The sequence below is a fragment of the Maribacter spongiae genome (assembly GCF_047345125.1).
GTDB lineage: Bacteria > Bacteroidota > Bacteroidia > Flavobacteriales > Flavobacteriaceae > Maribacter.
Genome location: NZ_JBLFEQ010000006.1, coordinates 56065 through 72632, shown reverse-complemented (window position 1 = coordinate 72632; position 16568 = coordinate 56065). Strand labels below are relative to the sequence as shown.

At 39.8% G+C, this 16568-nt stretch carries 13 protein-coding genes; 9 read left to right on the top strand and 4 right to left on the bottom strand.

Annotated features, from left to right (window positions below; all coding sequences use genetic code 11):
* Window positions 1–3 precede the first annotated feature (3 nt).
* The 6 genes from ACKWB9_RS09780 (at window position 4) to ACKWB9_RS09755 (ending at window position 7276) form a co-directional block, all read left to right on the top strand.
* Complete coding sequence (locus tag ACKWB9_RS09780; protein WP_414002836.1) at window positions 4–996, top strand: DNA-directed RNA polymerase subunit alpha; 993 nt, start codon at window positions 4–6, stop codon at window positions 994–996.
* Between the two features lie 63 nt (window positions 997–1059).
* Window positions 1060–1593, top strand: a complete 534-nt coding sequence (gene rplQ / locus ACKWB9_RS09775; protein ID WP_414002835.1) for a 50S ribosomal protein L17 — start codon at window positions 1060–1062, stop codon at window positions 1591–1593.
* Window positions 1594–1692: 99 nt separating this feature from the next.
* Window positions 1693–2820: a glutamine-hydrolyzing carbamoyl-phosphate synthase small subunit gene (carA, locus tag ACKWB9_RS09770; protein WP_414002834.1), complete on the top strand. Its 1128-nt coding sequence runs from the start codon at window positions 1693–1695 to the stop codon at window positions 2818–2820.
* A gap of 105 nt (window positions 2821–2925) precedes the next feature.
* On the top strand, window positions 2926–4221 hold the full coding sequence (gene eno, locus ACKWB9_RS09765) for a phosphopyruvate hydratase (RefSeq protein WP_414002833.1): 1296 nt from the start codon (window positions 2926–2928) through the stop codon (window positions 4219–4221).
* A 105-nt stretch (window positions 4222–4326) separates the two neighbouring features.
* Window positions 4327–5862, top strand: a complete 1536-nt coding sequence (locus ACKWB9_RS09760; protein WP_414002832.1) for a glycogen synthase — start codon at window positions 4327–4329, stop codon at window positions 5860–5862.
* Window positions 5863–5989: 127 nt separating this feature from the next.
* On the top strand, window positions 5990–7276 hold the full coding sequence (locus tag ACKWB9_RS09755; RefSeq protein ID WP_414002831.1) for a citrate synthase: 1287 nt from the start codon (window positions 5990–5992) through the stop codon (window positions 7274–7276).
* Between the two features lie 199 nt (window positions 7277–7475).
* Here the strand turns inward: ACKWB9_RS09755 and ACKWB9_RS09750 are convergent, their stop codons facing one another.
* Entirely contained in the window at window positions 7476–7901 is a 426-nt protein-coding gene (locus ACKWB9_RS09750) for a hypothetical protein (RefSeq protein WP_414003015.1), read from the bottom strand.
* Between the two features lie 113 nt (window positions 7902–8014).
* Here ACKWB9_RS09750 and argS point away from each other — a divergent pair, with 113 nt between their 5' ends.
* Both argS and ACKWB9_RS09740 read left to right on the top strand, forming a co-directional pair.
* A complete protein-coding gene (gene argS / locus ACKWB9_RS09745; RefSeq protein ID WP_414002830.1) occupies window positions 8015–9796 on the top strand; it encodes an arginine--tRNA ligase in 1782 nt (593 codons plus the stop codon).
* An 8-nt stretch (window positions 9797–9804) separates the two neighbouring features.
* Entirely contained in the window at window positions 9805–10617 is an 813-nt protein-coding gene (locus tag ACKWB9_RS09740) for a zinc-dependent peptidase (protein WP_414002829.1), read from the top strand.
* A 12-nt stretch (window positions 10618–10629) separates the two neighbouring features.
* Here ACKWB9_RS09740 and ACKWB9_RS09735 read toward each other — a convergent pair whose 3' ends face one another.
* The 3 genes from ACKWB9_RS09735 to ACKWB9_RS09725 all read right to left on the bottom strand — a co-directional run bounded on the left by ACKWB9_RS09735 (window position 10630) and on the right by ACKWB9_RS09725 (window position 14680).
* Window positions 10630–13158, bottom strand: a complete 2529-nt coding sequence (locus ACKWB9_RS09735; RefSeq protein WP_414002828.1) for a TonB-dependent receptor — start codon at window positions 13156–13158, stop codon at window positions 10630–10632.
* Entirely contained in the window at window positions 13139–14050 is a 912-nt protein-coding gene (locus tag ACKWB9_RS09730; protein WP_414002827.1) for a FecR family protein, read from the bottom strand. The genes ACKWB9_RS09735 and ACKWB9_RS09730 overlap by 20 nt, the downstream gene beginning before the upstream one ends.
* Window positions 14051–14182: 132 nt before the next feature.
* Window positions 14183–14680 (bottom strand): RNA polymerase sigma factor, encoded by a 498-nt coding sequence (locus ACKWB9_RS09725; RefSeq protein ID WP_414003014.1) that lies wholly within the window; start codon window positions 14678–14680, stop codon window positions 14183–14185.
* A gap of 121 nt (window positions 14681–14801) precedes the next feature.
* On the opposite strand from ACKWB9_RS09725, the gene ACKWB9_RS09720 reads away from it, so the two are divergent.
* The gene (locus ACKWB9_RS09720) at window positions 14802–16562 is read left to right on the top strand and encodes a hypothetical protein (RefSeq protein WP_414002826.1); all 1761 of its coding nucleotides are present in this window, start codon (window positions 14802–14804) and stop codon (window positions 16560–16562) included.
* Window positions 16563–16568: the final 6 nt, after the last annotated feature.

The following is a 16568-nucleotide window of genomic DNA, read 5'->3' as shown; positions in this document are numbered from 1 at the left end:
CACATGGCATTATTTAATTTTCAGAAACCCGATAAAGTAATAATGATCGATTCTTCAGATTTCGAAGGGAAATTCGAATTTCGTCCTTTGGAACCTGGTTATGGATTAACGGTCGGGAATGCATTAAGAAGGGTATTGCTTTCTTCATTGGAAGGGCATGCCATTACATCCGTAAGGATTGATAAAGTAGAACACGAATTCTCCGTGATACCTGGTGTTGTAGAGGACGTAACCGAGATTATCCTGAACTTGAAACAAGTTCGGTTTAAAAAGCAGATCGAAGATTCCGAAGTAGAGGTGGTTTCTATCTCCGTTAGCGGTAAAGATCAATTGACCGCTGGAGATTTTCAAAAATTTATTTCCGGTTATCAGGTTTTAAATCCTGATTTGGTGATTTGCAATATGGATGCCAAAGTGAGTATCAATATGGAAATTACCATTGATAAAGGTCGTGGATATGTACCTGCCGAGGAGAATAAGAAATCAGGAGCACCACTGGGAACCGTAGCTGTGGATTCTATCTTTACTCCGGTAAAGAATGTAAAATATAGCATAGAGAACTTTCGTGTGGAACAAAAGACCGATTATGAAAAATTGGTATTTGAAATTACAACGGACGGTTCTATTCACCCCAAGGATGCATTAACGGAAGCGGCCAAAGTATTGATCCATCACTTTATGTTGTTCTCCGATGAGCGCATCACTTTAGAAGCGGATGAGATTGCACAGACAGAGACTTATGACGAAGAATCCCTGCATATGAGACAATTGTTGAAAACCAAGTTGGTAGATATGGATTTGTCCGTTCGTGCATTGAATTGTTTGAAAGCTGCGGAAGTGGATACCCTAGGGGACTTGGTTTCTTTCAACAAGAACGATTTAATGAAATTCAGGAACTTTGGTAAAAAATCATTAACGGAGCTTGAGGAACTTGTTATCAACAAAGGGTTGAGCTTTGGCATGGATCTGTCCAAATATAAATTAGATAAAGATTAAACAATCATATTTTGCTCTCCCGACGGCAATCGGGATTTGGTAGCAAGATGATAAAATAAGAGCATGAGACACGGTAAAAAAGTCAATCATTTAGGAAGAAAGGCCGCCCATAGAAAAGCTATGTTGGCCAATATGGCCTGTTCCTTAATAGAGCACAAAAGAATCAATACTACGGTTGCCAAGGCAAAGGCCTTAAAGCAATTTGTGGAACCATTGATTACGAAATCAAAAGCGGAGAACAATAAAACAGCGGAAAAGGGCACCCATAACAGGCGTATCGTTTTCAAGAACCTTAGGGACAAATATGCTGTTACAGAACTGTTCAGTGTAGTATCCGAGAAAGTTGCCGATAGGCCCGGTGGTTATACCAGAATCATCAAATTGGGAAATCGTTTGGGCGATAATGCCGATATGGCAATGATAGAGTTGGTGGATTTCAACGAACTTTACAATGTCGGCAAGCCCAAAAAGAAATCTACAAGAAGAAGTAGAAGAGGTAGCGGAGCCAAAACTGAAGCTCCCGTGGCGGCGGTTGCGGAACCAAAGGTTGAAGCACAAACGGATGCAGAAGTTAAGGCAGATGATTCTGAAGAATAAAATGTCGATAAATAGTGATAATTATAAAAGGATAAGCCTAAAAGCTTATCCTTTTTTTATGTTTTTTTGTTAATCGAATAATAGTATATATACAACAGTATGAAATATCAATCTAAGAGGAGGGCATTGTTATTATTGGCCGATGGAACCATTTTTTATGGTAAATCTGTTGGGAACAAAGAAGGGACGGCCTTTGGCGAAGTATGTTTTAATACCGGAATGACAGGGTATCAGGAGATTTTTACGGATCCTTCCTATTTTGGTCAGTTAATGGTCACGACCAATGCCCATATAGGTAATTATGGTACGAATAAAGAAGAAATAGAATCGGAATCCGTTAAGATTTCCGGGTTGATATGTAGAAATTTTAGCTATGAATATTCTCGACCTCTGGCCGATACCGGTCTGGAAGAATTTCTGAACGCAAACAATCTTTTTGCCATTTCAGATGTGGATACCAGGGCCTTGGTAAGTTACATTCGTGATAATGGTGCTATGAACGCTGTTATTTCTACCGATATTGATGATGTTGATAATTTAAAAAAGCAATTGGCAGCTGTACCAAGTATGGAAGGCTTGGAACTTTCTTCGAAAGTTTCCACCCAAGAACCCTATTACTACGGCAATGAAAATGCGACTTATAAAATATCCGCTTTGGATATTGGGATAAAAAAGAACATTCTAAGGAATCTTGCCAAACGGGATGCCTATATTAAGGTATTTCCCTATAATACTACATTTGAAGAAATGTCCAAGTGGAATCCGGATGCTTATTTTATATCCAATGGTCCGGGCGACCCCGAACCCCTTACCGATGCTATTGCCGCTGCCGGGGAAATAATCAAAACGGATAAGCCTTTGTTCGGGATTTGTTTAGGTCATCAGGTCATTGCCTTGGCCAATGGGGTATCTACCTATAAAATGCATAACGGGCATAGGGGAATTAACCACCCGATTTTAAATTTGGCAACAGGAAGGGGCGAAATCACTTCCCAGAACCATGGTTTTGCCGTTAATCGGGAAGAAGCGGAAGCCAATCCCGATTTGGAGATAACCCACGTACATCTAAATGACGATACGGTAGCGGGAATCAGAATGAAAAACAAAGATGTCTTTTCAGTACAATACCACCCTGAAGCAAGCCCTGGACCTCATGATGCGGATTACCTTTTCGATGATTTTTTTAGATTAATTGAGAAAACGGCAAAACAAACGGCAGAAGTTTAAATAATCGTTATTTTCCTTGGAAATACGGTGCATAAATGATTCGCTCCAAGGGGGTTTCGTATATTTGCGGTTCATAAAAATCAACGTACTAAAGAAAGAAAACACATGAGTATCATAGGAAGCGTGCATGCAAGGCAAATTTTGGATTCAAGAGGAAATCCAACGGTTGAAGTAGATGTAGTAACGGAAAATGGTGTTATGGGAAGGGCTGCCGTACCATCGGGAGCTTCTACCGGGGAACATGAAGCCGTGGAATTACGCGATGGTGGGAATACGTTTATGGGGAAAGGTGTTTCCAATGCGGTGAAAAATGTAAATACGATTATTGCGGACGAGATTTTCGGAATGTCCGTTTTTGATCAAAACCTTGTGGACCAGGCCATGATTGATTTGGATGGAACTCCCAACAAATCAAAATTGGGGGCCAATGCCATTTTAGGTGTTTCCTTGGCAGTGGCTAAAGCGGCCGCTAATGAATTGGGCCAGTCCCTTTTTAAATATGTGGGCGGGGTAAGTGCCAACACACTTCCCGTTCCAATGATGAATATCATTAATGGTGGATCGCATTCCGATGCTCCTATAGCGTTTCAGGAATTCATGGTCATGCCCGTAAAGGCCAAAAACTTTCCCCATGCTATGCAAATGGGAACGGAAATCTTTCATAACCTTAAGAAAGTGCTCCATGACAGAGGGTTGAGTACGGCCGTTGGCGATGAGGGCGGTTTTGCCCCTAATCTGGCCGGAGGTACGGAAGATGCATTGGATACCATAGCAAAAGCGGTTAAAAAAGCGGGCTATAAACTGGGCGATGATGTAATGATCGCTTTGGATTGTGCCTCTGCCGAATTTTATGTAGATGGTAAGTACGATTATACCAAATTTGAAGGAGATAAAGGTGTTGTTAGAACATCAGAGGAGCAAGCTCAGTATTTAGCCGATTTGACCGAGAAATATCCGATCATTTCAATTGAGGACGGTATGGATGAAAATGATTGGGATGGATGGAAGGCCTTGACCGATAAAGTCGGAGATAAAGTACAACTAGTAGGTGACGATCTATTTGTGACCAATGTAGAGAGACTGGCTACCGGAATCGAGAAGGGAATTGCCAATTCCATATTGATCAAAGTAAACCAGATCGGGACTTTGACCGAGACCATAGCAGCGGTAAATATGGCAAAAAATGCAGGATATACTTCTGTTATGTCCCACCGATCCGGGGAAACGGAAGATAATACCATAGCAGATCTGGCGGTGGCCTTAAATACCGGTCAGATAAAGACGGGTTCCGCATCGCGTTCAGATCGCATGGCCAAATACAACCAATTACTCCGTATTGAAGAAGAGCTGGGAGATACGGCATACTATCCAAAGGAAAAAGCATTTAAAATAAAATACTAAAATTATAAAAAGCCTTTCTAACTCGGAAAGGCTTTTTTTTTGGCATGATCGGAAAAGTTGCCTATCTTTTTAAAAATTCAATACTAAAATTCCTCTATTTTTTATATGAATAATTTCCTTTTTGTTTCTGCCGAAAATGATGCCATAGCCAATTGTAAAGCGGGTGGCATGGGCGATGTAGTCCGAGATGTTCCAAGAGAGATTTCCAGACGTGGGGATAAAGTACATGTTGTAGTGCCATCCTATTCTAGGTTACATCAAGATGGTATTTTTAAAGCACATTTGGAATTCCAGTTAAGAGGCACTACATATAATGCGGAACTTTATGAGGTTCTGCCAAAGAAAGTATATCCACATATAACCCATTATGTAATTCATCACCCTGAAATAGAGGAGGGAGGTATAGCACATATTTACCACGATGATCCGGAAGAACCTTTCTATACCGATTCTATCAAGTATTTTATTTTTTGTACGGCTGTTGCGGAAGCCATAAAAATAGAGGCTTTTGGTAAATTGGATGTTGTTCATATGCATGACTGGCATTCGAGTACCCTTTTGTTTTTAAAAACATACCATCCTGTTTATAGGGCCCTAAAGAAAATGCGTTACGTTTACAGCATCCATAATTTGGCGATTCAGGGTATTCGTCCGTTTTATAACAACTATGCTTCAGTGCATAATTGGTTCCCGGATATGGAACTGGACCATAAGGCATTGATGGATCCCAATTATCAGGATTGCATAAACTTAATGGCCGTTGGCATTCGTTTGGCCGATGCCGTTCATACCGTATCCCCTTCCTATAAAGAAGATGTGATGATTCCCAGTCGTAGGCCGGAATTTATAGGTGGGGAAAGTTTGGAAAAAGATTTACAACAAGCGGACAATGAGGGGCGTTTATTCGGAATATTGAATGCTTCCAATTATGGGAATATCAGGAAAGCGGAAAAGGGATTGCTCTATAGGAATACCGTTAAGGCCCTGTTTAAATGGTTGCAGGACGAATCAAAAAAATATAAAGCGGATTTCTTGGCGCATACGGGAGAAAAAATAATGAAATATGTTGGACAACGGCCTAAATTCATTGTCTCCAGTGTAGCCCGACTTACAGAGCAGAAATTTTATTTCTTTATGCGTTCACCGGAAGCTTTTGAAAAAATCCTTAAAAGATTGGACAAGGTAGACGGTATTTTTATGTTGTTGGGCACAGGTGATCCCGGTTATGAGGAATACTTTCGGGATATGAGCTATAAGCATAGGAATTTTATATTTACCAATGGTCAATCGGAAGACCTGATAGATTCTATCTATTTGGAGACGGATCTTTATTTTATGCCCAGTTTGTTCGAGCCATGTGGGATTAGTCAGATGTTGGCCATGCGCAACGGAAACCCGTGTCTGGTACATCATACGGGAGGGTTGAAAGATACAGTCTCACATTTAAGGACCGGCTTTGTTTTTGATGGAAAGACCTATGACCAAAAAATAACGGATATGATCAAATCCTTTAATCTGGCCCTGGATATTTGGCAAAATGACCAACCAAAATGGAAGAAAATAAAAGACAACGCCAAAAGAATGCGGTTTACCTGGGAAAAATCCGTTGACGAATACTATAAAGTTTTGTATTTGTTGTAAAGATCTTTAAGGATTATATACTTCCCGATCCCCCTGTTAATAATTGTTTAAAGGGATTTGTTTAATTGTTAAAACGATGGCTTTTCCGTAAATTTACGGTTCACATAAATAACAAGAATTACAATAAATGTCAGATAAAGCTACATTAGAATTTAACGGTCAAAAATATGAATTCCCTGTAATTAAGGGAGCTGAAGAAGAATCCGCCATTGATGTCAAAACGTTGCGTTCCGCCACCGGAGGATTAATTACGATAGATCCTGGATACAAGAATACAGGTTCTTGTGAAAGTGCCATTACTTTTTTGGATGGCGAGAAAGGAATTTTAAGGTATCGGGGTTATTCTATTGAAGAACTGGCCGAAAAGGCCGATTTTTTAGAAGTAGCTTATTTGTTGATTTTTGGTGAATTGCCCAACAAAGGGGAACTGGAGAAATTCCATAACGACATCAAGGAAGAATCACATGTAGATGAGGAAATGAAAAAGATTTTGGACGGTTTTCCTAAATCTGCCCACCCTATGGGAGTTTTGTCCTCGCTCACCAGTGCCTTGATCGCTTTTAACCCCTCTACGGTAGACGTATCTTCGGAAAAAGATATGTATCATGCCATAGTACGTATTTTGGCAAAATTCCCTGTTTTGGTAGCTTGGGCCTTGAGAAAGAAGAAAGGGTTGCCCTTGGATTATGGAGATGATACTTTGGGGTATGTGGAGAACATTCATAAGATGATGTTCAAACGCCCAAATCAAGAATATAAAAAGAACAAAGTTGTCATAGATGCCCTGGATAAACTATTGATCCTTCACGCCGACCATGAACAGAACTGTTCTACCTCTACCGTGCGGATCGTTGGGTCATCACATGCCGGATTGTTCGCATCATTGTCTGCGGGGATTTCCGCACTTTGGGGTCCATTGCACGGTGGGGCCAATCAAGCAGTCTTAGAAATGCTGGAGGCCATTGAGACCGATGGTGGAGATACCAAAAAATATATGGCCAAAGCAAAGGACAAACAAGATCCCTTTAGACTTATGGGCTTTGGGCACCGGGTTTATAAGAATTTTGACCCACGTGCAAAAATCATCAAAAAAGCAGCGGATGAAGTATTAGGAAATTTGGGCATAGAAGATCCTATTTTGAACATTGCCAAAGGCCTGGAAAAGGAAGCGTTGGAAGATCAATATTTTGTAGATAGAAAATTATATCCTAATGTCGATTTTTATTCAGGTATTATATATCGGGCATTAGGAATTCCTACGGAGATGTTCACCGTTATGTTCGCTTTGGGCAGATTGCCCGGATGGATCGCCCAATGGAGGGAGATGAGACTTAGAGGTGAGCCAATTGGCCGGCCTAGGCAAATATATATCGGAGAGAACCACAGACCTTTTGTTGAATTGGGCAAGAGGTAATAGCCAATGGATATCGAATAATTAAAACGCTCTTTTTAAGTACGAAAGAGCGTTTTTTAATAAAATCTTTTTTTTCGAGGTTTGATGCGTTTCCTTTTGACATAAAAGAAGGAGTTTCACATTGCCTTTGTCATGAATCGAGTGCGACATGCATTGATTTTTACGGATTCATTTTATAATCGATTATTGGTAATATTTTTTATAAGTCTTCAATGGAAGTTGCAGTATTATCAGCCTTATGATCCAATAGTTTTCTAAAGAATTTCTGTACGGCCTTGGTATCGGATTTTACTTTGATAAAACAATGGTCCCGATAGATGGTATATATTGCCATATCTCCTTTATGGATGGCTAATTTATAATAGGGGACGATCAGGGCATACGTTTCCAATAAGGAACGAAAACGGATAATAATTCCTTTTGGCCTCATTTCTATAGAACAAATGTTCCTGTTATTATCCAAAATGAGCAAGTTTTGGATTTCGATACTGGTTCCGGTTATAATCAATTTAGGAGAGCCGATACCATTCAAATTCCATCTTTCCTTTAAGGTGTAGGGCTTACCGACTTCGGTATCTATCTTGCGGGTAATTTCCCTGTTGTTATAGGATACGTTCAAGAGCATAGGGTTTTCTTCATCGGTTTTTATAAAATTAGATAAAAGCATTTGGAATACCTTGATTATAGGGTGCAAAGGGCAAAAAATGATTAGTTTTGCAGCCTTAATCAGAAGTGTTGATGAATATCCAAAATACCCTAGAACAGAAAGTAAAAGAAGCGGTTTTGTCCGTATATCAGATAGAATTACCATCCGTGGAATTTCAGCCCACGCGCAAGGATTTTGATGGGGATATTACGGTAGTGGTCTTTCCCATGCTGAGATTTGTAAAAGGGAATCCTGTACAGATCGGGGAGCAGATCGGAAGGTATTTGGAAAAGGAAGTGGCCAATGTTTCCGGTTTTAATGTGGTAAAAGGTTTCTTGAACATCGTGATTTCGGACTCATATTACCTCGATTTTTTTAACGCTATCCGGGAGTTGTCAAATTTTGGGCATGTTTCACAAGCGGATGGAGCCATTATGGTGGAATACTCGTCGCCCAATACCAACAAGCCATTGCATTTGGGTCATATCCGCAATAATCTTTTGGGGTATTCCGTAGCCGAAATTCTAAAAGCTTCCGGAAAGAAAGTGTATAAGACCCAGATTATCAATGACCGGGGAATCCATATCTGTAAGAGTATGTTGGCCTGGCAGAAATTTGGAAAAGGAGAGACCCCCGAAAATACCGGATTAAAAGGGGATAAATTGGTAGGCAACTATTATGTGGCCTTTGATAAGGCGTATAAGGAAGAGATTGCACAAATGGTTGCTGATGGAATCGATAAGAAAACGGCCGAAAAAGAGGCCCCTATTTTGCTCCAGGCACAACAGATGCTACAAAAATGGGAAGCCGGGGATAAGGAGGTAGTTTCACTTTGGAAAAAAATGAATGCTTGGGTATATGATGGTTTTGATACTACCTATAAGAATTTAGGGGTAGACTTTGATACCTTCTACTATGAAAGTGATACCTATTTATTAGGTAAGGATGTGGTTGCGGATGGGCTGAAAAAAGACGTATTCCATAAAAAAGAGGATGGCAGTGTTTGGATAGATTTAACCGATGAGGGGCTGGACGAGAAAATTGTTCTGCGTTCCGATGGTACCGCCGTATATATGACACAGGACATAGGTACCGCCATTCAAAGGGTCAAGGACTATTCCGATGTTGACGGTATGGTTTATACTGTTGGAAATGAACAGGATTATCATTTTAAGGTCCTATTCTTGATATTGAAAAAACTTGGATATACTTGGGCGGAACAACTTTATCACTTAAGCTATGGTATGGTAGATCTGCCCAGTGGAAAGATGAAGAGTAGGGAAGGAACCGTAGTGGACGCCGATGATCTTATGGAAGACATGACCCGGACAGCTGCTGCGATTTCCGAAGAACTCGGCAAATTGGAAGACTATTCGGAAGCTGAAAGACAAGAACTCTATAAAATGATAGGTCTGGGAGCTTTAAAATATTATATCCTTAAAGTTGATCCCAAGAAACGTATCTTGTTTGATCCGGAAGAGTCCGTGGACTTTCAGGGAAATACCGGTCCCTTTATCCAATATACCTATGCCCGGATACAATCTATATTAAGAAAAGCGGATGAAACCAATGTAGATCTGACCGGTTATAAAAACCTTAAAAATCTTCACCCCAAGGAAAAGGAACTTATTAAACAACTACAACTATTTCCTGAGACCATTCAATTGGCGGCGGAAAATTATAGTCCCGCATTGATTGCCAATTATACCTATGATCTGGTCAAGGAATTTAACTCTTTTTACCAACAAGTCTCCATTCTTGGGGAAACGGACGGGCAAAAGAAAATTTTTAGGATACAGTTGTCCAAAAAGGTAGGCGAGGTTATCCAATCCGCTTTTAAGCTATTGGGGATTGCCGTTCCAGATCGGATGTAATGCAAGAAATGACCGAAACCCATAAAGAAATTGCCGTCATTATATTATGTGCCGGGCTTCTTTTGGTTTTTTTAAGGGTAGCATTACGCTATTTTTATAAAGGGAATATTACGCTTTTTGATATCTTCATAAAAGTGAAGCCGCTAACCAACAAGGAAAAGACCTTATTGACCACATTTTTACTTCCTTTTAATAACTTTCCCCCAAAGCAAAAAGACCGATTTGTAAAAAGGCTTCAATGGCTTAGGAGTAAAAAGAGGTTCGTATGTTATGGAGAATTGGATAATAAGGAAGAAATCAAGCTGTTCATATGTGCCGCTATTGCCTTGCTCACTCTGGGGATGAAAAAATTTCAATTGTCCAGGTCCGTTGCAAGAATAATCGTGTATCCATCTAAATATTATTCCAAGATAAAGAGGCGGCACCATCTTGGGGAGTATAATCCAGCCTATAAAAGTTTGGTCTTTTCTGCCGATACACTGGAAGAGGGTTTTCACATTCCCAATGACAATAGGAATTTGGCATTGCATGAAATTGCACATGCCCTATGTTTTGAAACAAAAGGGGTCAACTCCTGGGAAGCCAGGAAATTTCAATTTGGCCTTAGAAAACTCACGGAAATACTTTCTTCTGAAGAGTTTCGGGGCCAATTGGCGGAAGAAGGGTATTTTAGGGAGTACGGACTTGAAAACAGTTATGAATTCTTCGCCATATTAACGGAGAGTTTTATTGAAAGCCCAAACGAATTTAAAGGGAAATATGAACAATTGTTCAAAATTGTGCAAACCATGTATGGTTTTGATTTTCGTTTTAGACCTTGACGGTTCCAAAATTTAGAACCTGACCCTAAAACTGGCATTTGGGGTGACGCCCAGAGAAACACGTTGTACCGTTTCTATTTCATTATTGGTATTCAGACGGTAATAGGTGTTCAAGGTATTTTTTCTATTGGTGAGATTTAGGATGGACAGCCCGCAAGAAGCTCTGAAAGTATTGCCTAAATTGAAATTATAAATAGCGGAAGCATCTGCCCTAAAATATTCCGGTAATCTACTGCTATTGGGTTCTTGATAGTTGATTTCGTTTGGGAACACGCTTGTATTTATGGGATTTGTTGCGTCCGGTTCCGTAAATGATTTTCCTGAGCGGTAATTGATACCGATACCGATTTTAAAATCCCTATAATTGTAATTGGCCGCTAAGGTTATGGCATGCCGAATATCCAGGTTATTAGGGAAGTTGGGTGGTACAAGGGTCTCAAAGGTGTAATCATTGAGATTGTAGGTATAACTTAACCAGGCACTGTAATAATTATTTTTTTTATTGATCAAGAATTCCAAACCTTTAACAGTATAACGCCCTATCTCCCCATTAAACTGATTTTGGTTCTGGAACCCCTGTGTGGTTACATTAATACCGTTCACATTCTTATAAAATGCTTCCAGACCTATATAAAAACTATTTTCATCATAGTTGAAGCCTATAGAGCCCTGTTTGCTCCTTGTTATAGGAAGACTGGTACCGTCGGCCAAAATCCAGCGCCTTTTTTCAATACCGAGAAAGTTCTGTTCCAGATCAATGATTTGGTTGGTGGCCTGACTTTTATATTCCCCTAAAATTTCTGCTCTAAAATTAGGCAGAAGTTCGTAACTGAGATTCAATCGTGGTTCTACGATAAATTCTTTAAATGTCTTTAAATTCTCAAAGTAATTTATCCGTCCACCAAGCTTGGCCATCAGTTTTTGGTCGCCGGAAACGTAATTTATTTCGGAATACAAGGCATGTGCCCTGATAACGCCCCGAATGGTGCTTTCAAAAAAAGGCTGATCTAGTTTGGTAATGTTCTCGATTCCGGTTTCCGTAAACTGATAACCATTTAACCAGCTTAACTCATCGGAAACCCTGTAAAAAGTATTCAACTTGGCACTGGTTTCAAGAACCTTATTGTTTTGGAGCAACCTTTGTGTTCCATTATTGGAAATACTCAGGGCATTTAACCGGTATCTTGTGTAATAGGCGTTGAATTCAGTCGAAAAATTATCCGTCCAATCGCTTTCTAACGTACCACCAAAGGAAAGGTTGGTCTGATCCAGATCACTTTCATTGGTTCTGTTACCATTATCCGAAGTTTCTAAATAATCCAGGTTGTTATTGATCTTGATCAGACTCACCCTTACTCTTTGATCCGGACTAATATCATAAAGGACCTTACCCGTAAAATCATAAAAATAGAAATCGTTATCCGCTTGTACTTGGGTATCCTGAAAGGCTTTTTCCGAGAATGTATTGTAGGTCGGAGTGTTTATAAAATCGGTATGGGAGCGCCTTCCTGAGAATTGCAGGGAAAGATTTTTGGCAATAGGCAGTTGCCCATAGATATCCCCACTGATTAAATTGAGTCCGGCTCCTCCATAAAAACCATTTTCGATGGTGTTTTTGGTACGCATATCTATAACACCACTAACACCATCCCCATATAACGCACTTGTGCCGTTTTTTATAACCGAAATTTTTTCCGTTAGATACGGGTTGAAGGCCGAAATAAGTCCGAAAAAATGACCGGACTGATACATTTTTATGCCATCCCATAAAATGAGGTTTTGATCATTGGTACCGCCTCGTATATTTATGTCGGATACGGTCTCGTCCACACTCCTGATTCCCGGAAGTGCCTGTACCGTCTGTAATACGTCCGGTTCGATTAATCCGGGAAGAATACCGAAATCTTCCGTATTCAGTTGTATGCTGCCGTCATCAAGTTTGGCAAGGCCACTGGTCAAGAATTTATACACGATCACCTCTTCCAACTCTTGGTAGCTTTGTGCCATGGCAATAGGAACGCAAGGTTTATGCCCCATTAAATTTTCGGCTATAATGAACAGCGGTTTGAAGCCAAGATGCTTTATTTGAATGACGGCTTTTCTCGGGATATTCCGGAAGGAAAAACTGCCGTCCAAATCTGTAATACCGGCTACAGAACTTCCCATAACCTGTACGGTAGCCCCGGGGATGGTATTGTTTTCATAATTATCCAGTACCCTGCCACAGATATCGATCAAAGTGCTTTTGACAATGGTATAGTAACGCTCATTTAACTTTTGGATTTTAAGTTGTGTATGATCGGAAATGAAGGATAAGATAGATGTCAGGTCATTTTGTTCGGGCCTCGCAAAGGCAATATCCTTTAAGTCTTCGTCTATATAAGAAAACTTTACATCAAAACGTTCCTCCAGTTCTTGTATATAGGTAATGATGCCAACGGTTGGGCTGGCCATATTTTGTGCCTGCCCAATGTTCCAGAAGAACATGGATAGAAAGCATACGTGAAAGAAAATAAGCGTTTTAAGGTGCGCTTTCCCCATAGAACAGCACTTTATTCCCCTCTAATTTAAACTTTATTTGAAGAGGAACGCTTATACTTTTTAAGGCTAGATCTTTATCCGTATTGCTAAATGTACCGGTAAAAAGCTGATTTGTGTCAATATTATTATGTTCGACTCGAATATCGTGTTGACGTTGAAACTCATCAAAAACATATTTTAAGGGAATACTCTTGAAAGTACTTTCTTTGTCCACCCATGAAGGGGAGCTATTTTTGGGAACGATAGATTTGAATATGGATCCATTAATGGCCATAAAGGAATTACCAGCGGGTAATTTAATTTCTTCCCCATTGAATGTAACGCTTACCAAACCTTCAAAACACGTTACCTCAAAGAAACCGTTCCTGTTTTCAACATTGAATTGCGTACCTAGCACGGAAACCGTACCCTGATCGGTAAGTACCGTAAACTTTTTTCCTTTCGCCACTTTAAAAAAAGCTTCCCCGCTCAGGCTTATATTTCGTTCCGAATCCCAGTTTTTTTCATCATAGGATAATCGGGAATCCGCATTAAGAATGATTCGGGAAGTATCAGGAAGTATAACTTCCTTGTTTTCGGCGTATTCCGTAGTTATATTTTCGTCCAATGCATTCAAATAAAAATATGCGCCTCCCAAAAGTACGGCTACCACTGCCGCTATACGTAAGAAGGTCTTGAACGGTGATAAGGTCAATACTTTGGGCCGGGCAACATTTCGCCTTTCTTCCAAAGTTTTCCAAACCTTGTCCATATCAAATTCAGGAGCTTTATAACCATCGGAAGTTTCAAGGATTTTTTTATAGGTAGCATACGCTTCCGTTTTTTTAAATTCCTTCAACTCCGCTTCTGTAAGCTCGTTGTTAAGCCATTTTGCCAAGTAATTTTCTTGCATGATTTCTAGCTTTATACCGTAATAACAATTCAAATCTAAAAAACCCTACCATAAAGAGTTTAAATGTTCAAGGTTTCATATTCAAAGTTGTTGGTACCGGGTATTGAACATTAAAACACAGAACATTGAATTTCAAATACCATCAATTTTCTCCCGTAAGGCCTTTAAGGCCAAATGCATCCGTTTTTCGATCGCCTTTACACTTACACCTTCCATCTCTGCAATTTCAGCATATTTTTTGCCATCTATCCGATTTAATAAAAAAGTACTGCGTTGATTCTCCGGCAAGCTATTAAGAGCATGGTCCAATTTTTCCTTAAACTGATTTTCCTCCATGATGAACTCAGGAGACTCGTTGGTGTTTTTTAAGGACTTGTCCGCATATTTTAACCTAACCTTCTCCGCTTTTATCACATTGAGGTACAGATTGTTTGCAACGGTATATAAAAAGGATTTTGCCTTTCCCGGAACAACTTTTGCACAATTCTCCCAAAGTTTGATGAATGCTTCCTGTACCGCATCATGTGCTTTTTCCTCATTGCCGAACTTATAAAAGATATAATTGAAAATGGTTCTGGAGTGTTCCTGGAATATACCGTTGTATACACTTTCCTGGCAAACGTTTTGAATAGTAGCTTTATCCAATGGGTCGGTTTTCCCCAAAGATATTTTAAAAAAATTAAAAAAATAGGTAGGGTATTTTTAAAGTGGGTTGTTTTAAGGCCGTACGAACAAATAATACCAAATCGTTATGAAAAAGTTTTTGAGTTACGCAGTTTATGTTGGCCTACTCTTGGCAGCCTTAAGTTTTACTTCTTGTCAAGATGAATTCGAGGAAATTAATACAGGTGAGGAACCGCAAGCCATTATGGCTAATTCCAGTACCGCCCAATTAGTGAAAAAAACGGCTACCAGAGATGGTTCTTTTGATAATATAGTGGATGGCGCTAGCTGTTTGGATATCAAATTCCCGTATACTGTTGAGGTCAACGGACTGGAAATTACGATTAATAAAAGGGAAGATCTTAAATTGATCGAAGAAATTTTTGATGCCTTGGAGGATGATGAAAACTTATTGGAGATTTTATTTCCCATAACGATTACGGTAGGTGACTTTACCGAGATAACCGTTAATGGAATAGGGGATTTAAGGGAGTTGGCCGCCCAGTGTAAAGAAGGTGGCGAAGACGATGATATTGAATGTATAGATTTTGTATACCCAATGACCTTGTTCACATTTGATGTTAACCTGGAACAAACAGGTAGTGTTACCGTAGAGAGTGATAAGGATCTTAGGATGTTCTTTGGAGGGTTGGATGAAAATGACCTGGTAAGCTTTGATTTCCCCATTACTTTGGAGTTATTCGATGATACCAAGATTACCGTTGATAGTAATGAAGAATTGGCAAGGGCTATTGAAAATGCCAAAGACGCCTGTGATGAGGATGATGACAATGATTATAACGATGACGACTTTGATCCCGAACGGTTTGATGCCTATTTGATCCAGTGTCCTTGGTTGGTAAAGGAGATTAAAAGAAATGATGTAGACCAGACCGATCAATATGAAAATTACTTGTTCAACTTTAAGGAAGATGGTACGGTAAACGTAAAAGATAGGGAAGGACTGAACATAAACGGTACTTGGGAATCCAGAGTGGACGAAAATGGAGCTGCATTGATTATGGAGTTTGAGACTCTGGTAGACTTTACGTTGGAATGGCGCGTATATGAAATTGATGACCGTAGGATAAAACTTTTCAACGGAGAGGGCAATAGGGTTATCATGAAACAACTTTGTGAAGATGATAAGGCAGATCCAAATACTTTAAGGGAAATACTTAGAGAGTGTGAGTGGGTAATCAGAAAGGTAAAGAACCAAGGCGAGGAAATCGATAGATTGTTAGGATATGAATTTAAGTTCATGCCAGAAGGAGTGATTACCTTGAGCAATGGTGTAAATACTTCAGAAGGTACCTGGGCCATAGAATTAAACGAAGAACAAATATTGGTGATGGCCATTACAATGGGCGAAGAGCCGGGTGTGAACTTTGAGTGGCCGGTTAGGGACCTTAAAAATGAGCGATTAAAATTTGAAGTCGAAGAAGTAGGTTATGAACTGATATTGCAACGTGTTTGTGATGATAATACCGATGATGGTGATGTTCCCGAAGTCCGAAATGTAATGATGGGCGGTGAATGGATCGTAGCTTCTTATACGGAAGGCGATGAGAACAATACAGAAACTTTTAACGGATATAGCGTACAGTTTATGGCCGATCACCAGATAACCATATCGGAAGGTGGAGAAGCTTTCGGAGAAGGACTTTGGAGAGTGTTAAGAAATTATGACCAGAGACTTAAGGTATATCTGAATTTTGGTGAAAATATGCCTTTTGATGAATTGACGAAGGTCTGGACCTTTGTTTCGGCCGAAGAAGGTCGCGTCGAAATAAAACATGTTGATGAAGAGACAGAGGTTATAACTACGTTGGTCTTTGAAAGACAATAGCGGCAA